This is a genomic window from Streptacidiphilus sp. MAP5-3 (genome assembly GCF_041262505.1).
In the GTDB taxonomy this organism is placed as follows: Bacteria; Actinomycetota; Actinomycetes; order Streptomycetales; family Streptomycetaceae; genus Streptacidiphilus.
The window spans coordinates 175,798-199,526 of the sequence record NZ_JBGCCL010000010.1 but is presented as its reverse complement, the minus strand read 5'-3'; the positions used below and the strand labels follow the sequence as shown (position 1 = coordinate 199,526).

Below are 23,729 nucleotides of genomic sequence, written 5' to 3'. Positions count from 1 at the left end.
GTGGTCCGTGGCGGAATGGAGCAACCAACCGGCGGGCCGAGTAGTCGACAACGCCGAGAGGAGGTGCTGCCCATGACAGCCAACGTGCTGGAATTCCGCCGGGCGAGAGCCTTCGCCGACGCCGTGGACGCTCGCGAGGCCCGGTTCGACGAGGAAAACCCTGACGGCGATGGTCAGTACGATCATCTGCTCGCCACGGTGGCCTCGTTGGCCTCCGTCCCCGGGCCCAGCCTCGACCCCGAGGTGCGCCTGACCCAACGAGCCCTACTGGTAGCCGAGTTCGAACGCACCTTCGCCGATGGGGGCGGAGCCGCGGTCGTTCCCGAGCAGCGGAGTCGGCGTGGTTCGCACCGCGCCATGCGCACGCCCGCGGTGGCCTGGCCGTCCGCCCGCTGGGGTCGGCGTCTCGCCGTCGGCGGCCTGGCGTCCATGATGGCCCTGGGCACCCTGGGCGGCGTCGCGGTCGCCAGCTCCAAGGCCCTGCCGGGCGACGTGCTCTACGGCATGAAGCGCGGCCTGGAGGACTGGCGGCTCAACCTCGCGGGCTCCGACGCGCAACGCGGCAGGCTGCTGCTGGACGAGGCGTCCACCCGCATGACCGAGGCCCGGGCGCTGATGAGCCGCTCGGACGGACACAGCCTCAGCCCGCAGACCATCGAGGACGTCAACCGCGCCCTCACGGACATGAACGTCGAGGGCAAGCGCGGTCGCGACCTGCTCAACGCGATCTACCGGAACAGCCACTCGCTGGCCCCGCTCCGGCAGTTGGCCGGTTTCGCGGCGACGCAGAGCAAGGCTCTCAACACCATCGAGCCCCGGCTCCCGGGCCAGCTGGACCCGGTGGCCACGCAGGTGCGCAGCCTGCTCTCGGGGATAGACGCAGAGGTCACCCCGCTGCTGCCGCCCACGTCGGGCAGCGGTTCCGCCTCCAGCGGCCCCCGTGACAGCTCGACCTCCCCCTCTGCGAGCGGCGGCACGTCCCAGTCGCAGCAGCAGCCTTCCGGCGGCACCACGTCGGGCACGGGCACGATGCAGGGCGCCACGGGCGGAGGCAGCGCGTCCGCGACCCCGAGCGGCGCGACGACCTCCGGCACGGGCACCCTCGTCGGCGGCCTCACCGGCGTCCTCGGCAACGGCGGCTCCGCCGCGTCGACCACGGCGACGCCGTCTCCGACGGGCAACGCGGGCGACGCCGGCACGGCGTCGAGCAGCGGCAGCGGCGCGGGCGGCAACGGTGGCCTGACGGTCCCTCCGCTGGTCCCTGGCCTCCTCCCGACGATCGGCATCGGCCTCTCCGGCGGGAGCTGAGCCCGTCAGACAGAGGGACGTCGCACTACCAAGGGGCGCGGGGAACTGCGCGAGCAACCACCGACATGCGGATGGCCCTGCTCGTTCGGCGACACACCACACGCGGTGGCTTGTCGCGCGGTTCCCCGCGCCCCTGGGGTAAGTGCAGCGTCCCTCTTGCCTTGTCTAGAAGAACACCGACCGCCGCTGCACCAGCATGCGGTAGAGCGTGTGCTGGATCGTCTCGCGTACCTGGTCCGTCAGGTTGAACATGAGCATCGGGTCGTCCGCCGCCTCCGGCGGGTACGCGTCCGTCGGGATGGGCTTGCCGAACTGGATGACCCACTTCGTCGGCAGCGGCACCGCGCCCAGCGGGCCGAGCCAGGGGAAGGTCGGCGTGATCGGCACGTACGGCAGGCCCAGAAGGCGCGCCAGCGTCTTCGCGTTGCCGATCATCGGATAGGTCTCCTCCGCGCCCACGATCGAGCACGGCACGATCGGCACTCCGGCCCGCAGCGCCGACGAGACGAAGCCGCCGCGCCCGAACCGCTGCAGCTTGTACCGGTCGGCGAAGGGCTTGCCGATGCCCTTGAAGCCCTCCGGCCAGACTCCGACGATCTCACCGTTCTCCAGCAGGCGTTGCGCGTCCTCGTTGCAGGCGAGGGTGTGCCCCGCCTTGCGGGCGATCTCGTTGACGCCGGGCAGGACGAAGACCAGGTCCGCGGCGAGCATCCGCAGATGCCGTCCGGCGTGGTCGTGGATCGCGATCTGGGTGATGATCGCGTCCAGCGGCAGCACGCCCGAGTGGTTGGCGACGACCAGCGCGCCGCCCTCCGTCGGGAGGTTCTCCGCGCCGCGCACCTCCAGGCGGAAGTACTTCTCCGCGAGCGGTCGCGCCAGCGACAACAGCACCTGCTCCGTCAGCTCCGCGTCGAAGCCGAACTCGTCGACCTCGTAGTCGCCGGTGAGCCGTCGCCGCAGAAAGCCCAGGCCGTTCGCCGCGCGCTGCTCCCAACCGTCGCCGAAGACCTTGCCGATCGCTCCGCCCAGCGGCCCGGCCAGCGCGCCGCCGACCGCCTGCGCGACCGACTCCGCGACCGCGTCGGCGAGCCCGCCGCCCGTCGAGCCCGCAAAGTCAGCCGCAGCCTCCGGATCCGGCTTCTCGACCGGCGGCTGCGCCGCGGGCGCGCCGCGTCGCTGGTGGATGGGGATGACCTTGGCCTCGCGCTCCTCGCGCCACGCCCGTTCCCTGGCCCGGCTCATCCCTCGCTCCTCGTGCTGGTGGACGGCAGCAACTCCGCCGCCCGGTCGGTCCAGTCGGCGATCCGCTCCGGCGCGAGCAGACCGGGCCGCTGCGCCTTGGCCAGGTCGGCCAGGGCCTGCTCGGTGGTGTAGGCCGGGGTGTAACCGAAGGTCTCACGCAGCATGGTGGTGTCGACGACCCGACCGTGCGTCAGCAACCGCAACTGCTCCGGCGAGAAGTCCAACAGCCGCGTCTGCCGGGCCAGTCCGGCCACCCAGCTGACGGCCTGCAGCAGCATCGGGACGGTCGGTTTGCCCAGCCTCCGCGCGACCTGGGAGAGCACCATCACGCCCTCCCCCGCGACGTTGAACGTGCCGCTGGTGGTCGTGCCGCGCCGCGGCTCCGACGCTGCCAGCCGCAACACCTCGACCGCGTCGTCCTCGTGGATGAACTGGAGCCGCGGGTCGAAGCCGAGCACCGTGGGCAGCACCGGCAGTCCGAAGTACTCGCTGAGCGGTGTGTCCGCGTCCGGGCCGATGATGTTGGCGAAGCGCAGCACGCTGACGGCGACGTCCGGACGCCGCCGTCCGAAGCCGCGGACGTAGCCCTCGACCTCGACCGCGTCCTTGGCGAAGCCGCCGGTGGGCAGCACCTTGGGCTGCATCAGCTCGTGGAAGACGGCCGGGTCGCGCGGCGCGGAGCCGTAGACGCTCGTGGTCGACTTCACCACCAGCCGTTTGACGCTCGGGGCCTTCTGCACCGCGGCGAGCAGCTGCATGGTGCCGATGACGTTGGTCTCCTTGACCACGCCACGGCTGGTCGAACCGAGCGTCGTGGTGCTGACGTTGAGATGCACCACGGTGGTGACGCCGTGCTCGGCCATCACCCGGGCCACCACCGGCCTGCGGATGTCCGCGCCGACGAAGGTGTAGGGGGCGTGGCCCTCCGGCTCCCCCTCCGGGGCCGGCTGCACGTCGACGCCGACGACGTGGTCGACACCGGGCTGGTCTCTGATCACCCGCGCGAACCGGCTCCCCAGATGCCGGCCGACCCCGGTGACGAGCACGACGTTCCCCACGACGACAGCCCTTCTCGATGCACTCGGTGCAGAGGTCGGCAGAAGACAAAAAGCCGCCCGCACCAGACACTAACGTCGGTGCGGGCGGCTGGACACCATCGGCAGTGCCGCGTGGTGTTACTTCTTGTTACGACGCTGAACGCGCGTGCGCTTGAGAAGCTTGCGGTGCTTCTTCTTGGCCATACGCTTGCGACGCTTCTTAATGACGGAACCCATTGACAACCTCACTCACTGGACACCCGCGAGTGCGGGCAACAGGGTCCAAACGACTGATGTAGGCCAACAGACTACCCAAGTCGGCGCGTGAAACGTAATCCGGCCCGGCGTGCGCGACGCCGGGCCGGATGGTTGTGCACTTGTGCCGCTACCTGTGCTGTTCTGTCGCGCCGTTCATGTGCTGTTCAGTCGTGCTACCCACCCGGCTACGCGGTCTCCCGTCCCACGTAGGAGTCGCGGAGGTAGTCGTGCACCGCTTGCTCGGGTACACGGAACGAGCGACCCACACGGATCGCGGGCAACTCACTGCTGTGCACCAGGCGGTACACGGTCATCTTCGACACTCGCATCACCGAGGCGACTTCCGCCACGGTGAGGAAGTTGACCTCGTTCAGAGGCCGCTCTCCAGACGCCATGACAACACCGAACCTTCTCCGTGTGACGGGCACCGGCTTCCCCTCCGGTGACTCCAGCCAGCACACGCGTATCCCCAGAGTAGTTGCGGGTGGTACGGGTGGGAAGAGGGAGAACCGGCCTCTCATTACTGAGACATACCGGCCAGTTGCAGTACGTAGGCAGTCAGCTGTCTGTAGCAGTCGGAGCGCAGGCCGTCGTCGAGCGGGATCGTCACGGCGACCAGTCCGGTCGCCTCCGCGACGAAGACGGCCGGGTCGTTGCTGTCGGCGAAGCCGACCGCACGGACCCCCAGCCGACCCGCGCCGCAGGCCCACCCGTGGTCGCCGAGCACCAGGTCAGGCAGGCTCTCGCCCTCCTCGGCCAGGGCCGCGAGGGCGATCCGCACCGGCTGCGGCGAGTGCGTGTGGACGGGGTCGCCCAGGGAGGGACGGCGGTCCTGCTCCTTGCTTGACGCGCTCTCTTCATACACCCTCAGCACGCCGACGTGCTCCCGGTAGTCAAGGGCGCAGCGGCGCGGGCCCTCGGCGAAGTGCATCGCAAAGCTCCGCCCGCACGCGGGCGTACGCAGGTCGCACCCGGCAGCGCGCAACGCCCGCCCGAACGCGGCGTACATCCCCGCCAGGTGGGGCGGATGCCCGGTCCCCAGCAGGACGCTGCCGCGCGCGTCGGCGGTCTCCCGGAGCACGACAGCGAGCCGGTCGAGCGCGTCGGCGGTCAGCTCGGGGTCGATGGTGTCCGGCCCGTGCAGGTACCCGGGGTCGGGATTGACCCCACAACGCCGCGCCATCAGCGCGAGCACCTCGTCCTTGCTCCAAGCTGTGTCCGGATCGAGCCCGAACAGCGCGTCGGCGTCCCCCCGCGCGAAGCGGGAGTAACTCCGCAGGTTGCTCTCGCGCAGGGTGCCGACATAGCCGGCGAGGCGGGTTTTGAGGAGATGCGCGACGAGGTCTTCTCTGAGGTCTTCTCTGAGGTCTTCTCTGAGGTCTTCTCTGGGGACAGTCACGGCAGCCTCTTTCGGACGTTGCTAAAGCAACAACCCGTGGTGGGGAAAAACCGCCTTGCGCGTAGCGATGATCGCCTGATCCACCCGGTCCGCCGGGTCGTACCCCGCGTCGAAGTCCTTCCACGTCGCGGCGAAACCGTCGCTCATCCGCTCCGGTGCGTGCGACCGCGTCAGGGTCCGGACCTCCTCGCGCCAGGAGGTTGGAGTCTCCGCCGCCGGGTCGATCGGCTGCCCGGCGGCGATCGCGACGAGGTGGGTCCAGGAGCGCGGGACCACGTCGACGACCGCGTACCCGCCGCCGCCCAGGGCGATCCAGCGGTCGTCCGCATGCGCGGACGCCAGCTCCGCCGCCGCGACCATCAGCGCGCGCTGCGCGTCCACGCTGACGGCGAGGTGGGCGAGCGGGTCCTCGATGTGCGTGTCCGCGCCGTGCTGGGTGACCAGCGCCTGCGGCCGGAAGGCCTCGACCAGCTGCGGCACGATCGCGTGGTACGCGCGGAGCCAGCCCGAGTCACCGGTCCCGGCGGGCAGCGCCACGTTGACCGCCGTACCGGCCGCGCCGCCGATCTCCTCCGGCCAGCCGGTCTGCGGGAAGAGTGTGCGCGGGTGCTCGTGGAGGGAGATGGTGAGGACGCGCGGGTCGTTCCAGAAGATCTTCTCGACGCCGTCCCCGTGGTGGACGTCGACGTCGACGTACACCACCCGTTCCGCACCGAGCTCCAGCAGGCGGGCGACGGCCAGGGCGGCGTCGTTGTAGATGCAGAAGCCCGACGCCTGGCCGGGCATCGCGTGGTGCAGGCCGCCCGCGAAGTTGACCGCGTGGCCGCCGTCGCGCCACACCGCCTCGGCCGCCGCGACCGACTGACCCGCGATCAGCGCGGAGGCCTCGTGGATGGCGGGAAAGGCGGGGTTGTCCTCGGTGCCGAGGCCACGCGCCGGGTTGGGGATGCCGGTCTCGGCGACCGCCTCGACGGCGGTGACGTAGCCGGGCTCGTGGACCAGGCTCAGCGTGGAGTCCCCCGCCGACGGCGCGGCGAGGACCTCGACGTCGGGCAGCCGGTCCAGCCCGAAGGCGCGGACCAGGTCCCAGGTCAGCCGCAGCCGGACCGGGTTCATCGGATGACCCGGTCCGAAGTCGTACCTGGTGAGGGCGTCGTCCCAGTAGAGCCGCGTAACGGTCATACCGTCACGGTATCGGCACCGGCCTCCGCCCCCGTCACGGCACCCGCACCGAAGGACCTGCTGACCAGGAAGACGGAGAGGATGAGCACCATCGGCACCAGCATCGCGATCCGGTAGCCCATGGCCCCCGCCAACCCGCCGACCAGCGGGGCGCCGACCAGGAAGCCGACGTAGTTGAAGATGTTGATCCGGGCCACGGCCGCGTCCGAGTCCTTCGGGAAGAGCCGCCCGCCCGCCGCGAAGACCTGCGGGACGATCACGCTGATGCCGAGTCCGACGACGGCGAACGCGGCGACGGCCACCCACGAGGTCGGCGAGAGCGAGACCAGCAGGAACCCGACCGCGCAGACCGCCGCACCGAGCCGGACGGTCCTGACGCTGCCCCAGCTCTGCACCCGGGCGTCGCCGAGCAGCCGACCGACCAGCATGACGACCATGTACGCGTTGTAGGGCACGGTGGTCATCTGCTCGGAGCTGTGCAGGCCCTCCTGGAGGTACTTGGCGGCCCAATTGGAGACGGTCGCGTCACCGATGTAGGCGGCGCACATGGCCAGGCAGAGCGGCAGCAGCGGCTTCCACGGGATCGAGCGGGCGGCGGCGGCCGCGGCCTCCTCGACGGCGTGGCCGAGCTCCTGCGGGCCCGCGTACCAGCGGCCGACGATCAGCACGACCGCCGCGACCACGACGCCGACGGTCCCGAACATGGACAGCAGGCTGAGCTTGTAGTGGACCTGCGCCCAGGCCAGCGAGGCCCCGAGGATGCCGCCGAGGCTGTACGCGGCGTAGAAGGTCTGCATGACGCTGCGGCCGTAGCGGTGCTGCAGGGCCACCGCCGACATCGCCTGGCTGGCGTCCAGACCGCCGACCGCGAGCCCGAAGGCGGCCAGCGCGAGCGCGGCCTCCCAGAGCGTGTTGCCGAGTCCGACCCCGAGCAGGGTCAGGCAGACGATCGGCTGGACGACGCGCAGCACGGCCCGCGGTGAGGTCCGCTTGACCACGTACTCCAGGGAGATGGAACCGACCCCGGCCAGGATCGGCACCGCCGCGAGGAAGACCGGCAACAGGCCGTCGCTGATGCCGTACTGCTGCTGGATCCCGGGGATGCGGGTGACCAGCAGCGCGAAGACGGCGCCCTGGGCCGCGTAGCTGACCAGCAGGGAGGTGCGGGCCTGCCGAAGTCTCGGCGTGATCTCGGGTGTTGCTGTGGTCATCCGGGAACACCTCTGCTTGGTCCGCTGTGTCGATCCGCTGGGCTGTCGTACGTTGCTTGTCCGCTTCGGTCGTGCTCTGCCGTACTGCAACGGGTTACTACCGGCCGGTACCCGATCAGGTTGGCGTGAGCGTACGGACTCGCGGGCGGGAGCGGAACCCCCGTCCGAAAAGTGATCGCAAAAGGCAACCCGCGTCGGACCACGTCGTTCCCGTGCTGCCGAGCTCCGGTTCCCTACCGTGGGGCCATGGGAATGGGTACGCGTCTGCGGCTCCGCGCGTCCGGCGGGACCGATCCGGTCACGCAGGCGCTTGTCGCGCTCTTCGGGGCACCCCTGGTCGAGCCGATGCTGATCAGCCAGCGGCTGCTGCAACGGGTGCCGGTGCACCGGCTGCAGGAGACGCTGGACGGGCTGCGCGAGCGTCACGGCGAGCTGCGGAGCGTGCGACGGCGGCGTGACCTGCACCTGCTCGTCTTCGCCGGCGGCGGCTCGGAGCTGGTCTGGGCCCGCCTGGACGAGCATGGCCGGCTGGTCTCCTTCGTCACCGGCCCCGGCGCGCTGACGGCCCGCCACGCCGCCACCACGGTCCCCGCGCCGAGCCGCCCGGCGGAGGAGACCGTCCCGGTCGCGGTCGAGGCGCCGGTGCCGGTCGCGGTTGAGGCGCCGGTCGAGGTGCCGGTGCCGGTTCTGACGGTGACGCCGGTGGCGAAGTCGGCGGCTGCGGTGTCCCTGCAACGCACTGTGCTCGCCTACTCCGGCGCCACCGCGGCAGAACTGACGTTCCCTTGGATCACCGGGTCCGGGACGGGCTGGCTGCTGATCCTGGCGCAGACCCCCGCATTCGCCTGGTACGTGCTGCGGACCGCGCCCACCCACGCCCTGCCGCCGTGGTTTCGGCTGCTTGCACCGGCGCCGATCGTGATCACCCTGCTGGCGCTCGCCCGGGTCCTCGGCCTCGGCCTGCCGTGGGGGCTGCCGGGGCTGCCGGAGATCGGCCTCTGCGTGGGCGTGGTCGGCCTGACGGCCTGGACCCGGCAGCGGGCCCGCCCGGTCCCGGGCGCGCCGACGGCCCATCCGCTGCTGCTCCGGTCGCCGCTGCGCGACGGCACCTTCGTCTTCACCGAGGCGGGCGGCCCGGCGACCAACCGCCACGCGGAGGCTTCACTCCAGCCGGGCGGCGACCGCGCCCTCCGCTACGCCGCGGACCTGGTCCAACTCGGCGACGGCCCGCAGTGGCGCAGCCGTCGCGCGCTCGGACTCGCGCCCGCGTCCAACGAGCGGTACGCGATCTTCGGGCACCCGGTGCAGTGCCCCGTCGACGGCGTCGTCCTGGCCGCCGTCGACGGCCTGCCCGACCACGCCCCGCAGGTGTCGTCCGCCAACCACCCGGACGGCAACCACGTCCGCATCGGCACCGACCGCGGCGTGATCGTCCTCAGCGGCCTTCGCGAGGGCAGCGTGCAGCCGCGTCGCGGCCAGCACGTTGCGGCGGGGACGCCGCTGGGCTCGGTCGGCAACAGCGCTGAAGCGCTGGAACCGAGCCTGCGCGTCCGCGCGGAGAACAGCGTGGGGCTGGCCCTGCCCTTCCGCATCGAGGAGTCACCCGGAACCCCCTGCCGGGGGCGCAGGTTCACGATCGAGGACTGAGCAGAACCGTAGGCAAAGGGCGCGCTTGCACTATCCAGGGGCGCGGGGAACTGCGCGAACAACCACTGATGAGCGGATGGCCCTGAACCTTCGGAGCTCTACCGATCAGGGTGGCTTGTCGCGCAGTTCCCCGCGCCCCTGGCAAGTGCAAGCAGTGCCGGAACCTGACGCAGGTCCTCTATCAACCCCGTCGCCGCCCCCAGTCGCTGCCGCGGCGTCAGCGCGGCGTAGCCGTAGACGTCCATGCCTGCCGCCCGTGCCGCCGCGACACCCAGGGGGCTGTCCTCGAAGACCACGCAGCGCTCCGGGGCGACGCCCATCCGCTCCGCCGCGTGGAGGAAGAGGTCGGGTTCGGGCTTGCCGCGGCCCACGTCCTGGGCGCTGAAGAGCACGTCGTCGGAGAAGAACGGGCTCAGGCCGGTCACCGCGTGAGCCGTGCGGATCCACTCGTGGTGCGCGGAGGAGGCCACGCAGTAGCGGATACCCCGCTCGCGCACCCACCTCAGCAGTTCCGGCGCGCCCGCCACCGGCGTCAGCCGCTCGCGGAAGGACGCGAAGACGCGCGCATGGAAGTCCTCGTCGAAGGTCGCGGGGAGCTTCGCCCCCGCGTAGCGGTCGGCGATGACGTCGTGGACCGTGTGCGCCGCCGCGCCCATGAAGTCGCGGTAGGAGTCCTCGATCGTGGTCGGGAAACCGAGTTCGGTCAGGTAGTCGGCGAGCAGTCGGTTGGAGAGCGGTTCGCTGTCCACCAGGACGCCGTCGTTGTCGAAGATCACCAGGTCGTAGCGCAGCACCCGGTCAACCCTACTTCCCGCCCTACTTCCCGCCGGAGGCCAGCTCCTGGGAGCGGTTGCGGGCGGCCTCCAGCGCGCCCAGCAGGGCCGCGCGGACGCCGTGGTTCTCCAGCTCGCGGATCGCGGCGATCGTCGTCCCGGCCGGGGAGGTGACTGCCTCGCGCAGCTTGACCGGGTGCTCGCCGGAGTCGCGCAGCATGACCGACGCGCCCACCGCCGCCTGGACGATCAGGTCGTGCGCGACCGCGCGCGGCAGGCCGAGCAGGATGCCCGCGTCGGTCATCGCCTCGACCAGGTAGAAGAAGTAGGCCGGACCGGAGCCGGAGAGCGCGGTCGCCGCGTCCTGCTGGTTCTCCGGGACGCGCAGCGTCTTGCCGACCTGGCTGAAGATCTCCTCGGTGCGGACCAGGTGCTCCTCGCGGGCGTGGGAGCCCGCGGAGATGACGCTCATCGCCTCGTCGACCAGGACCGGGGTGTTGGTCATGACGCGGACCACGGGCGTGCCGGAGGCGAGCCGCTCCTCGAACCAGGAGGTCGGGATGCCCGCCGCGCCGGAGATCACCAGCCGGTCGGCCGGGAGCGCCGGGGCAAGCTCGTCCAGCAGCGTGCCCATGTCCTGCGGCTTCACCGTGAGGATCAGCGTGTCGGCGAGCTTGACCGCCTCCGCGTTGGTCACCGGCTCCACGCCGTAGCGCTCGCGCAGCTCCGCCGCCCGTTCGGGGCGGCGCGCGGTGACGAGGACGTCATCAGGCGCCTTTCCGGCCCGCAGCAGGCCGGAGACCAGGGCCTCACCGATCTTCCCGGTACCGAGGACGGCGACTCGTTGCGTCATGGAGCCAGTGTGGCACCGGGTCGCCGCGTCCTGCGGACGCGTCCGAGTGGCGGTCACCGAGTGGCGGTCATCGGGTGACGGTCACCGAGTCGCCCGCGCTGCCTGAGCGGTTCAGCCCCGGACCAGCGCGCGGGCGAAGAACGCCAGGTTCGCGGGGCGCTCGGCCAGGCGGCGCACGAAGTACGCGTACCAGTCCACGCCGTACGGGACGTAGACCCGGACGGTCTCGCCCGCACCGGCCAGTCGACGCTGCTCGTCCTCGCGGATGCCGTAGAGCATCTGGAACTCGTAGCGGTCCTGCGGGCGCCCCGCGCGGACGGCGAGGGCTCCGGCGATCTCGATCAGCCGGGGGTCGTGGGTCGCCACCATCGGGTAGCCCTGACCCTCCATCAACAACCGCAGGCAGCGCACGTACGAGCGGTCCACCGCGTCCTTCCCCCGGTACGCGACCGAGTCCGGCTCGGCGTACGCGCCCTTGACCAGCCGCACCCGTGAGTCCGCGCCGAGAAGGTCGCGGCAGTCCGACTCGGTCCGGCGCAGGTAGGTCTGGAGCACCACGCCCAGCCACGGGAACGCGTCGCGCAGCGAGGCGGCGGTCTCCAGGGTGAGGTCGGTGGCGGTGTGGCCCTCCATGTCCAGGGTGACCGTGGTGCCTGCGGCCTGGGCCGCCTCGCAGATCGCCCGGACGTGTCCGCGCGCCAGCACCGCTCCGTCCCGACCGAGGCCCGAGCCCAGCGCGGAGAGCTTGACGGAGACCTCCGCCCGCCGCGCCAGCCCGGCGTCGTCCAGGGCGCGCAGCAGGCCCGTGTACTCGGCGGCGACGGCTGCGGCGTGGTCCTCGTCGACGGTGTCCTCGCCGAGGTGGTCGAGCGTGACCCGCAGGCCACGCGCGATCAGCCGGTCGGTCACGGCCACCGCCTCGTCGCGGGTCTCACCCGCGACGAAACGTTCCACCACGGCCCGCCCACCGGGCGCGGCCACCAGCGCCCGCTGCGCCTGCGGACTCCGCGCGGCGGCGAACAGAACACGACGGGACAGCATGGGCTCAAGGCTAGGGCTTGTCGTGGGGGCCTGTCCGGCCACGACACCCGGCCCTGGCTGGGGCCTCCTCCGGGCTGACTAGGGGCAAACTCAGGGAAGTCCCCTATGGCTTCCGCGGCGTCGGAGGCGCACCGTGGACGTATGAGTAGTAGTGAGGTCAACCGGCGGGAGTCCAGCACTCTTGCTGTCGCCTCGGCGTCGCGCGGTCCTTGGAAGACGGCGGCTGCCGTGGGCGTGGTCGGCGCCGGTGCAGCCGTGGCCGTCGATCTGATCACGTTGCACTGGTCGCTGAGCATCCTGGCCGGTCCGGCCAGCATCGGCTTGTTCCTCTTCTTCCTGGTCGGCGGCGCGGGCGCAGCGCTCACCAAGCGGGGCGGGGACCACCGGATCCGGCGCTGGGCCGCGGAGCACCCGTGGGAGGCCGCGCTCGCCCCTGCGGGCGCGCTGTGGGTCACCAACGCGGTGACGGAGTTCGTCTTCAGCTCGGCCGGGATACTGAGCAGCATCCTGACGGGGCTGTGGCACGCGGCGATCCTCTACGCCATAGTCGGCGTGGTCAGCAGCGTCGCCGGCGCCCGCCGAAAGTCCTCCGGCAGCTGACGATCTTGTCAGATTCTTAACCGATCATTCCGGCGCGGCGGTTTGACCGTCGCCATACTGGCGCGGTGCCAGCGACAGATGATCACGAGAAGGACCCGTTCGAGGGGCTGAAGCTCGACGAGGACTTCATTCAAGGGGCCGAGCACAAGGAGCAGTCCGCCCGCGCCCGGATGCTCTCGGCCAGGTGGAAGCGCACCCCTCCGCAGGACACCGGGTGGCGGGTTCCCGTCACCCCGGTCAAGAAGCGCCGTCGTCGCTGGCAGACGCCGCTTTTCGTGCTGCTCGCCGCCGGACTGGTCGCGGCCAGCCTCGACGCGCACGCGATCCACGACTGGGCCTTCGGCAAGGCGCCGGGGGCGCAGTCGGGGAACAGCGTCCAGATCACCCAGGCGCCGGAGACGACCCGCCCGACGACCGCTCCGCCCACGCCGGCAGACACGAACACGCCGACCCTGGAGCACCCGTTCGCCGGCTCGCCCGCGAACACCTGGCCGGCGGGCGCCGCTGCCATCACCGTTCCCGCAGCTCACGCGGTCGGCGTGTACGACGCGAGCACGGTCGCCTCGTACCTGGCGCGGGCCAAGGAGTTCCTGGTCGACAGCAACCTCGCGCCCGACGTGGTCGGCGGCGGCTATCCCAGTGCCGCCCTGGCCCTGGTCGATCCGCTGGAGACACAGCTGGTGGGCCCGCTCCGCAGCGACCTGGCGCATCCCTCCGCCAAGAACGACCCGACCGACATGTTCACCCGCTTCAACCCCGACCAGGCGCGGCTGATCGGCTCGGTGATCAAAGTCGAGGGAGAGCTGAGCTACACGTCCGACGAACAGGGCGGGCTGGACATCCACGCCGACGTCACCTTCGTCTACCCGCTGCAGCCCGGTCCGCACCCTGCGCCGTGGCTGACCGCGTCCCCGAGCCCGTCCGGGGCGGCGGTCCAGGCCTCGCTGACGGACTCCCCCGACGACTGGGACGTGGCCCGCAGCATCATCCGGCGCATCATCGACTTCGACGTGCCCGATGCGGCCCACTGGCAGCACACCCCCGGCAAGCTGTGGATCACCAACTACACCCCCGACATCGGCAACAGCGCCTGCGGGGTCAGCAACGGGTACATCAACCCGGAGTTCCCGAGCGTGGCCAACACGGACACCGAAGCTCCGTCCGGCCCCGCCGAGGACCCGTACGACCGCAGCAAGCTCCCGGACACGAAGCAGCAGGGCTGCGGAACGCTCAGCCGCACCTGATCCGGTCCGGGCTGGTCAGCGCTTGCGCCGGCTGCTCGCCTTGGCGGCCGACCTGCCGCCGCCCGAGCGGGCCTTCTGCGGCTTGGGCGTAGCCTTGCGGCGGGCCGCGGCGGCCACGGCCCGCTCGTAGCGGGACCGCAGGAGGGACTCGCCCGGGGCCTCGACAAGGCTGCGGACGAAGTAGGCGACCAGGGAGCCGACGAAGCCGACGATCATCGGCACGCCCATCGACTTGTCGTCCTCCATCCAGCCGGACAGCGACTCCTTGCCCCGGGAGAGGATGGTCCAGTTCCGCAGCGCGGCGATGCAGCTGCAGACCGCGATGGCGAGCACCATGACCGCCTCGACGAAGCCGCCGGTCTGCGCGATGAAGACGCCCTCCACCGCGAGCTGCATGATGTAGCCGCCGAGCAGGGCGGCGACGAGCGCGCCGACGCTGACCCCGACCCGACGCAGCCAGTAGCCGCGCCCCCGCTCCACCCAGGTGGTGCCGAACCAGCGGATCGGCTCAGGAGCAGGGGCGGAAGCAGGGGTGCTGCCGCCAGAGGTGTTGCCGACATGGCTGTCGGACGTCACAGGGCTCTGGGCGGGGTTCTCGGCGCGCGGGGACACCATTCGATTATGCGTGGTCCGACGGGTGGGCCGTGGGACCACCCGGGTCAGCCCAGCTTCGAGACGTCGCGGACCGCGCCCTTGTCGGCGCTGGTGGCCATCGCCGCGTAGGCGCGCAGCGCGGCCGAGACCTTGCGCTCGCGGGCCTTGGGCGCGTAGACGCCGCCCAGCGCCTCCCGGCGCGTGGCCAGCTCGGCCTCCGACACCAGCAGTTCGATACCGCGGCCCGGGATGTCGATCCGGATCCGGTCGCCGTCCTGGACCAGCGCGATGATGCCGCCCGAGGCCGCCTCGGGCGAGACGTGGCCGATGGACAGACCGCTGGTGCCGCCGGAGAAGCGCCCGTCGGTGATCAGCGCGCAGGCCTTGCCCAGACCGCGTCCCTTGAGGAACGAGGTCGGGTAGAGCATCTCCTGCATGCCGGGGCCGCCCCTGGGACCCTCGTAGCGGATGACGACGACGTCGCCCTCCTTGACCTGCTTGGCGAGGATCTTCTCGACCGCCTCGTCCTGCGACTCGCAGACGACCGCCGGGCCCTCGAAGGTCCAGATCGACTCGTCGACGCCGGCCGTCTTCACCACGCAGCCGTCGACGGCCAGGTTGCCGTGGAGCACGGCCAGGCCGCCGTCCTTGGAGTAGGCGTGCTCGACGGAGCGGATGCAGCCGCCGGCCGCGTCGGTGTCCAGCGTCTCCCAGCGCTCGGACTGCGAGAACGCCTCCGCGGAGCGGACGCAGCCGGGGGCCGCGTGCCACAGCTCGACCGCGTCCGCGGACGGGGAACCGCCGCGCACGTCCCAGGTCTTGAGCCACTCGGCCAGCGAGTCGGAGTGGACGGTACGGACGTCCTCGTTGAGCAGACCGCCTCGGTGCAGCTCGGCCAGGATGGCCGGGATGCCGCCCGCACGGTGCACGTCCTCCATGTAGTAGGTCGTGGTCGGCGCGACGTTCGGGGCGACCTTGGCCAGGCAGGGGACCTTGCGCGAGAGCCGGTCGATGTCGTGGACGGTGAAGTCGACCTCGGCCTCCTGCGCGGCGGCCAGCAGGTGCAGGATCGTGTTGGTCGAGCCGCCCATGGCGATGTCCAGGGACATGGCGTTCTCGAACGCGGCCTTGGACGCGATCGCACGCGGGAGCACGGACTCGTCGCCCTGCTCGTAGTGACGCTTCGTCAGCTCCACGACCGTGCGGCCCGCCCGCTCGTAGAGGTCGCGGCGGGCGGTGTGGGTGGCCAGCACCGAGCCGTTGCCGGGCAGGGCGAGGCCCATGGCCTCGGTCAGGCAGTTCATCGAGTTGGCGGTGAACATGCCGGAACAGGAGCCGCAGGTCGGGCAGGCGTTCTCCTCGATCCGGCGGATGTCCTCGTCGGAGACGTTCTCGTTGACCGCGTCCGCGATGGCGTTGATCAGGTCGAGCTTGCGGACCGTGCCGTCGACCAGGGTGGCCTGGCCGGCCTCCATTGGGCCGCCGGAGACGAAGACCGTCGGGATGTTCAGCCGCAGCGCGGCCATCAGCATCCCCGGGGTGATCTTGTCGCAGTTGGAGATGCAGATCAGCGCGTCGGCGCAGTGCGCCTCGACCATGTACTCGACGCTGTCCGCGATCAGGTCGCGCGAGGGCAGCGAGTAGAGCATGCCGCCGTGGCCCATGGCGATGCCGTCGTCCACCGCGATGGTGTTGAACTCGCGCGGCACCGCGCCCGCGGCCTTGATCGCCGCGGAGACGATCCGGCCGACCGGCGCCAGGTGCGTGTGGCCCGGGACGAACTCGGTGAAGGAGTTGGCGACCGCGACGATCGGCTTGCCGATGTCCTCGCCGGCTACACCGGAGGCGCGCATGAGAGCGCGCGCGCCCGCCATGTTGCGACCGTGGGTGACCGTTCGAGACCTGAGCTGCGGCACTGTTCTCAACTCCTTGGCTAGTGCCGTCGAGGGTACGCCCTATGACCGCCCATCGGACAGACTGTCCGAGATGCGGTCACCTGAAGCGGGGCTGCCGCCGGGCTGGTCTGCGGGTGCGGCGGCGAGGTTGAGCCGGGTGAAGGCCAGCGCCTCGGCGAGGTCGGCCTCCCGTTCGATCGGGCCCGACGCCCGCCGGGTGTTGACCTCCAGCACCACATGCCCGTCGAACCGGTTCCGCGCCAACCGCTCCAACAGCTCCGCGCAGGGCTGGTTCCCACGCCCGGGGATCAGGTGCTCGTCCTTGGCCGAGCCGGACCCGTCGGCGAGATGGACGTGGCCGAGCCGGTCGCCCATCCGGTCCAGCATGGCGAGGGCGTCGGCGCGCGAGGTCGAGACGTGGGAGAGGTCGATGGTGAAGTGCCGGTAGTCCTCGGTCGTCGGATCCCAGTCCGGGGCGTAGGCGGCGACCTCGCGGTCGCGGTAGCGCCAGGGGTACATGTTCTCCACGGCGAAGCGGACGTCGGTCTCGTCCGCCATCCGCCACACGCCCTGCACGAACTCCCGGGCGTACTGGCGCTGCCACCGGAACGGCGGGTGGACGACGACGGTGCCCGCCCCGAGCTTCTCCGCCGCGCTGCGGGCCCGCTCCAGCTTCTGCCAGGGTTCCGTGCCCCAGACCCGCTGCGTGATCAGCAGACACGGCGCGTGCACGGCGAGGATCGGCACCTGGTGGTAGTCGGAGAGGCGGCGCAGGGCCTCGATGTCCTGGGAGACCGGATCCGTCCAGACCATCACCTCGACACCGTCGTATCCGAGCCGCCCCGCGATCTCGAACGCGGCGGCGGTGTTCTCCGGGTAGACGGAGGCGGTGGAGAGCGCGACCTTCGCCTTCGGCACGAGGATGCACTCTTCGTCTCGGTTCACGTCGGTACCGCGTGCTTTCGCCACAGCAATCAGCTTAGAGAAAGGCTGCGCACGGGCGGCCACTCGCACTGCCCCCAGGGGCGCAACTGCCACATCTGCCCACTCCTACTGGCCTGACGCCAGCCGGTCCAGCCGTCGCAGGATGACGCCCTCGCGGAGCGCCCACGGGCAGATGTCCAGCTCGTCCACGCGGAACAGGTCCATCGCGCCCTCGGCGACCAGCGCGCCCGCGAGCAGCTGTCTCGCGCGCCCCACCGAAACCCCGGGCAGCAGCACCCGCTGCTCCGTGCTCATCGCGGCGAGCCGCGGGACCCAGTCCTCCAGCGAGCCGCGGGTCAGCCGCCTGGGCACCAGCGGGCCGTCGGCCTCGCGGGCGGCGCCCGTTATCCGGGCGAGCTGCTTGAAGGTCTTGGACGTGCCCACCACGTGGTCCGGGGATCCCAGCCGGGAGACCTCCGCCACGGTGCGGGCGATCTCCGCCCGCACGTGCTTGCGCAGCTCGCGGACGCGCTCGGGCGCGGGCGGGTCGCCCGGGAGCCACGACGCGGTGAGCCGCCCCGCTCCGAGCGGCAGGGAGATCGCGGTGTCGGGCTGCTCGTCCAGACCACAGGCGATCTCCAGCGAGCCGCCGCCGATGTCGAGCAGCAGCAGTCGACCGCTCGACCAGCCGTACCAGCGGCGGGCCGCCAGGAAGGTGAGCCGGGCCTCGTCGCCGCCGGAGAGGACCCGCAGCTCGACGCCCGTCTCGTCGAGGACCCGCTTGAGCACCTTCTCGCCGTTGGTGGCCTCCCGGATCGCGCTGGTGGCGAAGGGCAGGACCTCCTCGACACCCTTGTCCTCGGCGACCCGCATCGACGAGGCCACCATCTCGACCAGCCGCTCCACGCCGTCCCCGTGGATCGAGCCGTCCGCATGGAGCAGCTCGGCCAGACGCAGCTCTATCTTGTGCGAGTACGCGGGCAGCGGCGCAGCACCCGGGTGTGCGTCCACCACGAGGAAGTGGACGGTGTTGGATCCCACGTCGAGTACCCCAAGTCGCATAACTGTCCACGCTACGCGATCGCTCAACGGATCGTCGCCGGTCAGCGCAGGGAGACGCCCAAGGAGACGGAGGCCGGCGCCACGTGGGGCACCTGGGCCGTGTGCCAGCCCGGCGCGATGCCGTTGGTGTCGCCGGGCTGGTCACCTGTGTAGGTGTAGAGCGGAGCCCCGTCGTAGGTGACCTGGTCGCCGACGCCGTCCGGGCGCTCCGTCGCCGCCAGGGTGCCGGGGATTCCGGGTGGCAGGTTCAGCGGAGTGCCGGGGGTGGTCAGCAGCGGACGGCGGGTCTTCAGGCAGCTGCCGGTGCAGCCGAAGACGCCTGCTGAGGGGTGGTCGCCGTCGAAGTGGTAAAGGACGAGACCGTTCAGGTCGCTGAGCACGCGGCCCTGGGTGTCGGTGTCGGTGACCAGCACGGTGAAGGGCGGCCCGGAGGCGGAGGGAGCTGGCGTCGGAGTGTGCGCGGCGGCCGGCAGCGGAGTGGGCGCGGCGCCGACGAGGGCGGGGACGAGCGCGACGGCGAGCGCCGCCATCAGGACCAGCCTGCGCCTGGTGTGCGGCGCGGCCGGTCCGGCTGGCCGGACGGGATTCGGGACGGGCATTGCGGCCTCCTGGGCCCTCAGTACTTGATCGTAACGCCGCTGACGGAGTGGACGTCGGTCCCCGCTCCTGTGCCTCCGGTGAAGCCGACCCGGACGTCCGTCGGCAGGGTGACCTTCACCGCGATCACCTGCTTGCCCGCGACCGACACCAGCAGACTGCCGTTGGACACCGTCACCGCGACCGCGACCGGGCCCGAGCGCAGGTTGGGGATCGCGCTGGACGTGGCCGCGTAGACGAGGTGCCCGGCCGTCGAGCCGACGGTGACCCCGACGAAGTTGGCCGAGGGGTCGGTCGGGTCCTTGTAGGTGTCCAGGGCGACCGCGACGCCCGGCAGGCCGAGCCAGCCGAGCCCGCCGCCGTCGGCGCCCAGGGAGGCGGGACCGCGCTTGGTCGCGTCGAGCATCGCGAAGGTCAGGCCGTCGGCTCCGGTGCCACCGCCGATGGCAGCGGTGAAGCTCGCCGCCAGGTTCGCGGAGGGGACGGCGGTGGACTGGAAGTCCGATCCGGCCTGGTCGCGCTTGGCCGGGGTGAGCTGGAGCGTGGTGCCGATCATCGTCGCCGAGCCGTTGCGGACCCAGCCGTTCGGTCCGGGCGGCGGGACCGCGTAGGCCGGGGCCGTGATCGCCGCGTTGCGGACGGTGTGAATGTCCGTCAGCGCCCCTGTGCCGCCGGTGAAGGCGAGGAACGCGGCGGGCGGCAGCGAGGCGACCGGGGTGGCGAAGAGCCGGACGCCGTCGAGGGTGACCGTCACGGTCCGGCCGCTGACCTGGACGCCCACGGTGTGCGGTCCGCTGCGCAGGTTGGGGACCTTCGTGCTGGTGGCGGCGTAGGTCAACCCGTTGGCGTTGGAGCCGGTGGCCAGGCCGACGAAGTTGTTCGACGGGTTGGCGGCGTTCTTGTAGGTGTCGAGGGTGACCGCGACGCCCGGCGACGGGGCCCAGCCGAGGTCGCCGCCCGGCTGTCCGACGGCGGTCGGAGTGACCCTGGCCGGGTCGAGCAGGGCGAAGGAGAGGCCGTCGGCCCCCGTTCCGCCGCCGATGACGGCGGTGAAGGTCGCGTTCAGCCCGTTGGTGACCACCGGCACCGGGAAGACCGCGGAACCCGCCTGCCGGGCCAGTGCCTGAGTCAGGTCGAGATCACCGCCCGAGAGCGACGCGGACCCGTTGAGCTGCCAGCCGCCCGCACCGGGGTCGGGGACGACGATCTGTCCGGACGGCTGCGTGCCGGTGCCGGTCAGCGTCTCGGGCTGCGGGCCGCTGCCGTCGTCGGCGGTGATCTGGTAGGCGCCGGTGAAGCTGCCGGTCGAGGTCGGCGAGAAGGTGACGCTCTGGTGCACCACCGCGCCCGGGTCCAGCTCCTGGCCCTCGCTGATCGGTGCGGTGGCGAGGAACGGCGCGGCCGGCGGCGCCGCCTTGGTGATGGTGAGCGGGATGTTGCCGGTGTTGCTGATGTCGAAGGTCAGCGTCTTGGACGTGCCGATCGGCACGGAACCGAACGACGTGCTGGTCGGGGTGATCGTGAGGTGCGCGGCGCCGGTCACGGCGCTGCCGGTGAGCGGGACCGTCGCCGTCCCGTCCGGGCCCACCACGCTGAGCGTGCCGCTGTCGCCGGACGAGGCGGCCGTCGGCGCGTAGGTGACCTGGACGGTCACCGACTGCTGCGGCTGCACCACCGTGCCGGCTCCGGGCAGCCCGGAGGCGGAGAAGGGAGCGCTTGGCGCGGACGTCGAGGTCACCGTCTCGGCGGAGGTGCCGGTGTTGGTGATGCTGACGCCCAGGGTGCTGGTGGTGCCGGTGGCCAGCTGGCCGAAGTCCAGAGCGGCCGGGAAGGCGGTGAAGCCGGGCCGGGTGCCGTAGGCGGTCGCGCCGAAGCCGATGGTGACGGTGGACGATCCGGTGGAGACGGTGAAGCTGACCACTCCGCTGGCGGGTCCGGGCGTGGTCGGCGTGAAGGTGAGCGGCACCGAGTAGCTCGCACCCGTGGCGAGCGTCTTGGGCAGCCCGGTCGCCGCGACGGTGAAGGGGCTGCCGGTGGGGGTGGTGACCGCGGTGACGGTGACCGGCTGGGAGGCCCGCACGGTGAGCGTCCCGGTCCCGGTCGTGCCGACGGCGACGTTGCCGAGCGCCGCCGGGGAGCCGATCAGCGCGGACGCGGCGGGCAGGCCGAAGGCGAGCAGATGCCCGTCGCGGGTGCCGACGTAGACCCGGCCGCCACTGGTCGCGGGCACCGAGAACTTGGACGCGGTCCCGATCGGCGTCGACCAGAGCAGGTGCATCGAGCCGCTGTTCGGTACCGCGTCGTAGGCGCGGAGCTGGCCGTTGGCGCCGTTGCTGCCGTCCGTGTAGACGGCCCAGACGGTCGCCGAACCGGGCGTGGTCCCGTCGGAGGTGACCACCGGGGAGCCGGAGGTGTAGCCGAAGGTCTCCGGACTGGCCCCGGCCGGGGTCAGTGTCGGGTTGCCGCTCCCGTTCAGCCCGAACTGGAGGGCGCGCAGGGGTCCGCGCGACCCGATCTCGTAGACGTAGCCGCCCTGCCCGCCGTAGGCGGCGGGATGTCCCCAGACACCTTCGAACGGGCCGGTGGCGCCGAGCACCGCGTCACCGCCGCCGGGGCCCTGGTCGTGTCCGCCCAGGTTGTCCCGGTCCAGCAGGAAGACCCGGCCGTCCTTGCCGACCTGAACCAGCAGATGCGGATGGGCGGAGCTGGCGCCGAAGGGGGAGGCGGGCAGGGCCACCGGCCCGCCGGAGCCGAAGTCCTGGTCGTTCTGGTCCAGCGTGGGCGCGTTGGACGGGCTGAAGAAGTCCTGGGCGTGCAGCGAGCCGTCGCTGTTGACGCCGAGTCGGATCACGGACTCGGAGAGCTGCCCCGGCGGCCTGCTGCCGGGATCGGGAGCGGGCGACATCCCGTTGCCGGTGGAGAGGATGATCCGGCCCGGCCCGTCGGAGACGAGGCCGCCGCCTGCCTGCCAGACCCCCGCCATGCCGTTGGCGGCGCTGTTCTCGGTGGCCCAGAGCTTCAGCGCCCGAGTGCCGGTGTCGATCCCGGCGACGTAGCCGACGTAGGGGTTGACGTCGCAGTGCGAGCCGAAGCCGGCGTAGACCTTGCCGTCGAGCAGCAGCAGGCCGGCCCGCTGGTTGACGGTGTAGGCGTCGAACGGGCGGGTCGGGTCGTTGGTCGGCGCACCCTGGACCTTGACCGGCCAGCCGCTGCGCTCGGCCCCTGAGCCCGGGTCGATCGCGTGGATGTACCAGTTCGGGTGGGTCTGGTCCGGTCCGTCGTTGACCTTGGAGGTCAGGTAGACCGTGTTGTCGGCCGAGTCGTAGACGGGGGTGCTGGTCACGCCGAGGTTGGGGGTGAGGTCGCCGCACCCGATCGCGGAGGCGGGCCACGGCGCGCCGAGGGTCCGGGTCCAGCGGACCGCTCCGGTGGCCGCGTCGATGCCGTAGACCTTGTCGTTCTCGGTCGCGGCGATCAGCGTCGAGCCGATGACCAGCGGCTGGGCGTAGACCTGGCCGTCCACTGCCGTGGAGAACTGCCGGCCGAACCGCGAACTGGACACCTGCGCGGGCGTGAGACCGGGCTCGCTCTGGTCCCAGCCGGTGCGCAGGGTGTCCTGCGACACGGTCCCCTCGTCGGCACGGGCCCGGTCGCCCGGGGCCACCACACCGACTGCCACCAGAGCAGTGGTCAGACAAGCCGTCAGAACGCTTGTCCAACAAGCAGATCTCCACCCTTTCGTCATGGCGGCAGGATGCGGCCCGGCTCCGGGCGGGACGGCACGGCACTCCGTCCCGACCTGCGGGTTTCATCCGCCCGGACCTGCCCGGTCACACCCTCGGCCCACATGGCCGACCTGCCGACGCCCTGCCCGACGCCTCGCGGGCCCTACCGGGGTCGGGCCGCGGTCGGGGCCGCTCGTCCTTCGGACACATTCGGGCACATACCGACAGGCCGTCGGGAAATTCGCCCGATACCGCCCCGCAGGCCGTGGCGGTGGTACGGCAGAACCGGCATAGGCTGAGCGGGTGGCAGCAGTAGACGTACAGATCAGCGGCACGATGGACCTGAAGGCGGCCAAGAAGGCCGCCAAGGCGGCGCGCAAGCGCGAGGTCGGGCTGGACTTCCCGCGCGCCTGGGTCGAGTTCGTCGACCCCGACGACGCCGAGCAGGTCTTCCGGTGCGACCTCACCTGGCTCACCTCCCGTTGGACCTGCGTCTTCGGCCGCGGCTGCCACGGCATCCGCCCGGGACGGGCCAGCGACGGCTGCTGCACGCTCGGCGCGCACTGGTCCGACGACGACGACCAGAAGCGCGTCCTCGGCCACGCCGCCCGGCTCACCCCGGAGACCTGGCAGTTCCACAAGCAGGGCACCGGCGCCAAGGGCATCTCCGAGCCCGACGAGGACGGCGAACTGCGCACCCGCCGGATCGACGGCGCGTGCATCTTCCTGAACCGTCCCAGCTTCGCCGGCGGCGAGGGCTGCGCGCTGCACACGCTGGCGCTGCGCGAGGGCCTCGAACCGTTGGAGACCAAGCCGGACGTCTGCTGGCAGCTCCCGATCCGCCGCGCCTACGACTGGATCGACCGCCCGGACGAGACCCGCTACCTGCAGATCACCATCGGCGAGTACGACCGCCGCGGCTGGGGCTCGGGCGGCCACGACCTGCAGTGGTGGTGCACCGGCAGTCCGGACGCGCACGTCGGGGCCGACCCGGTCTACGTCAGCTACCGCGCGGAGCTCGTCGAGCTGATGGGCGGGGACGGCTACGCCGAACTGGTCCGCCAGTGCGAACGCCACCTGGCCAACCCGGCCGGCCCCGTCGCCCCGCACCCGGCGGACCAGCAGCCGGACAGCTGA

Annotated in this window: 21 protein-coding genes; 5 read left to right on the top strand and 16 right to left on the bottom strand. The window is 71.7% G+C overall.

The features are described 5' to 3' along the window. The first annotated feature begins 72 nt into the window (after nucleotides 1–72). Nucleotides 73–1,308, top strand: a complete 1,236-nt coding sequence (locus ABH928_RS17955) for a DUF5667 domain-containing protein (RefSeq protein ID WP_370067475.1) — start codon at nucleotides 73–75, stop codon at nucleotides 1,306–1,308. A 165-nt stretch (nucleotides 1,309–1,473) separates the two neighbouring features. Here the strand turns inward: ABH928_RS17955 and ABH928_RS17950 are convergent, their stop codons facing one another. The 7 genes from ABH928_RS17950 to ABH928_RS17920 form a co-directional block, all read right to left on the bottom strand. After that, a complete protein-coding gene (locus ABH928_RS17950; RefSeq protein WP_370067473.1) occupies nucleotides 1,474–2,550 on the bottom strand; it encodes a lysophospholipid acyltransferase family protein in 1,077 nt (358 codons plus the stop codon). Continuing rightward, nucleotides 2,547–3,608 carry an NAD-dependent epimerase/dehydratase family protein gene (locus tag ABH928_RS17945; RefSeq protein WP_370067471.1) on the bottom strand — a complete coding sequence of 354 codons (1,062 nt, stop codon included), beginning with the start codon at nucleotides 3,606–3,608 and terminating at the stop codon, nucleotides 2,547–2,549. Before ABH928_RS17945 ends, ABH928_RS17950 begins: the two co-directional genes overlap by 4 nt. Nucleotides 3,609–3,725: 117 nt before the next feature. Then, complete coding sequence (locus ABH928_RS17940) at nucleotides 3,726–3,824, bottom strand: 30S ribosomal protein bS22 (RefSeq protein WP_003948845.1); 99 nt, start codon at nucleotides 3,822–3,824, stop codon at nucleotides 3,726–3,728. Nucleotides 3,825–4,030: 206 nt separating this feature from the next. Beyond that, the gene (locus tag ABH928_RS17935) at nucleotides 4,031–4,240 is read right to left on the bottom strand and encodes a helix-turn-helix domain-containing protein (protein WP_037602249.1); all 210 of its coding nucleotides are present in this window, start codon (nucleotides 4,238–4,240) and stop codon (nucleotides 4,031–4,033) included. Nucleotides 4,241–4,365: 125 nt separating this feature from the next. Continuing rightward, nucleotides 4,366–5,244 (bottom strand): phosphatase, encoded by an 879-nt coding sequence (locus ABH928_RS17930; protein ID WP_370067467.1) that lies wholly within the window; start codon nucleotides 5,242–5,244, stop codon nucleotides 4,366–4,368. 21 nt (nucleotides 5,245–5,265) lie between these two features. Beyond that, nucleotides 5,266–6,426, bottom strand: coding sequence for an acetoin utilization protein AcuC (locus tag ABH928_RS17925; RefSeq protein WP_370067465.1), 1,161 nt, complete (start codon nucleotides 6,424–6,426; stop codon nucleotides 5,266–5,268). Further along, entirely contained in the window at nucleotides 6,423–7,637 is a 1,215-nt protein-coding gene (locus tag ABH928_RS17920; RefSeq protein ID WP_370067463.1) for an MFS transporter, read from the bottom strand. Before ABH928_RS17920 ends, ABH928_RS17925 begins: the two co-directional genes overlap by 4 nt. 246 nt (nucleotides 7,638–7,883) lie before the next feature. Here ABH928_RS17920 and ABH928_RS17915 point away from each other — a divergent pair, with 246 nt between their 5' ends. Continuing rightward, nucleotides 7,884–9,284 carry a hypothetical protein gene (locus ABH928_RS17915; protein ID WP_370067461.1) on the top strand — a complete coding sequence of 467 codons (1,401 nt, stop codon included), beginning with the start codon at nucleotides 7,884–7,886 and terminating at the stop codon, nucleotides 9,282–9,284. A 98-nt stretch (nucleotides 9,285–9,382) separates the two neighbouring features. Here ABH928_RS17915 and ABH928_RS17910 read toward each other — a convergent pair whose 3' ends face one another. The 3 genes from ABH928_RS17910 to ABH928_RS17900 all read right to left on the bottom strand — a co-directional run bounded on the left by ABH928_RS17910 (nucleotide 9,383) and on the right by ABH928_RS17900 (nucleotide 11,951). Then, on the bottom strand, nucleotides 9,383–10,075 hold the full coding sequence (locus tag ABH928_RS17910; RefSeq protein WP_370067584.1) for an HAD family hydrolase: 693 nt from the start codon (nucleotides 10,073–10,075) through the stop codon (nucleotides 9,383–9,385). Between the two features lie 25 nt (nucleotides 10,076–10,100). After that, nucleotides 10,101–10,910 carry a pyrroline-5-carboxylate reductase gene (proC, locus tag ABH928_RS17905; RefSeq protein ID WP_370067459.1) on the bottom strand — a complete coding sequence of 270 codons (810 nt, stop codon included), beginning with the start codon at nucleotides 10,908–10,910 and terminating at the stop codon, nucleotides 10,101–10,103. A 111-nt stretch (nucleotides 10,911–11,021) separates the two neighbouring features. Then, nucleotides 11,022–11,951, bottom strand: coding sequence for a proline dehydrogenase family protein (locus ABH928_RS17900; RefSeq protein ID WP_370067457.1), 930 nt, complete (start codon nucleotides 11,949–11,951; stop codon nucleotides 11,022–11,024). A gap of 141 nt (nucleotides 11,952–12,092) precedes the next feature. On the opposite strand from ABH928_RS17900, the gene ABH928_RS17895 reads away from it, so the two are divergent. Continuing rightward, a complete protein-coding gene (locus ABH928_RS17895) occupies nucleotides 12,093–12,551 on the top strand; it encodes a hypothetical protein (RefSeq protein ID WP_370067455.1) in 459 nt (152 codons plus the stop codon). Nucleotides 12,552–12,616: 65 nt separating this feature from the next. Beyond that, nucleotides 12,617–13,795 (top strand): hypothetical protein, encoded by a 1,179-nt coding sequence (locus ABH928_RS17890; protein ID WP_370067453.1) that lies wholly within the window; start codon nucleotides 12,617–12,619, stop codon nucleotides 13,793–13,795. Between the two features lie 15 nt (nucleotides 13,796–13,810). On the opposite strand, the gene ABH928_RS17885 is transcribed toward ABH928_RS17890, so the two are convergent. The 6 genes from ABH928_RS17885 to ABH928_RS17860 all read right to left on the bottom strand — a co-directional run bounded on the left by ABH928_RS17885 (nucleotide 13,811) and on the right by ABH928_RS17860 (nucleotide 22,546). Continuing rightward, nucleotides 13,811–14,407: a hypothetical protein gene (locus tag ABH928_RS17885; protein WP_370067451.1), complete on the bottom strand. Its 597-nt coding sequence runs from the start codon at nucleotides 14,405–14,407 to the stop codon at nucleotides 13,811–13,813. Nucleotides 14,408–14,454: 47 nt separating this feature from the next. Continuing rightward, nucleotides 14,455–16,305 (bottom strand): dihydroxy-acid dehydratase, encoded by a 1,851-nt coding sequence (ilvD, locus tag ABH928_RS17880; RefSeq protein ID WP_370067449.1) that lies wholly within the window; start codon nucleotides 16,303–16,305, stop codon nucleotides 14,455–14,457. Between the two features lie 39 nt (nucleotides 16,306–16,344). Continuing rightward, entirely contained in the window at nucleotides 16,345–17,229 is an 885-nt protein-coding gene (locus ABH928_RS17875) for a sugar phosphate isomerase/epimerase family protein (protein WP_370067447.1), read from the bottom strand. Nucleotides 17,230–17,334: 105 nt separating this feature from the next. Next, a complete protein-coding gene (locus ABH928_RS17870) occupies nucleotides 17,335–18,270 on the bottom strand; it encodes a Ppx/GppA family phosphatase (protein ID WP_370067445.1) in 936 nt (311 codons plus the stop codon). 41 nt (nucleotides 18,271–18,311) lie between these two features. Next, nucleotides 18,312–18,869 (bottom strand): hypothetical protein, encoded by a 558-nt coding sequence (locus tag ABH928_RS17865; RefSeq protein WP_370067443.1) that lies wholly within the window; start codon nucleotides 18,867–18,869, stop codon nucleotides 18,312–18,314. A gap of 17 nt (nucleotides 18,870–18,886) precedes the next feature. Then, nucleotides 18,887–22,546 carry a choice-of-anchor D domain-containing protein gene (locus tag ABH928_RS17860; RefSeq protein WP_370067441.1) on the bottom strand — a complete coding sequence of 1,220 codons (3,660 nt, stop codon included), beginning with the start codon at nucleotides 22,544–22,546 and terminating at the stop codon, nucleotides 18,887–18,889. 382 nt (nucleotides 22,547–22,928) lie between these two features. Between ABH928_RS17860 and ABH928_RS17855 the strand changes: the two genes are divergently transcribed. Continuing rightward, the gene (locus tag ABH928_RS17855; RefSeq protein WP_370067582.1) at nucleotides 22,929–23,729 is read left to right on the top strand and encodes a hypothetical protein; all 801 of its coding nucleotides are present in this window, start codon (nucleotides 22,929–22,931) and stop codon (nucleotides 23,727–23,729) included.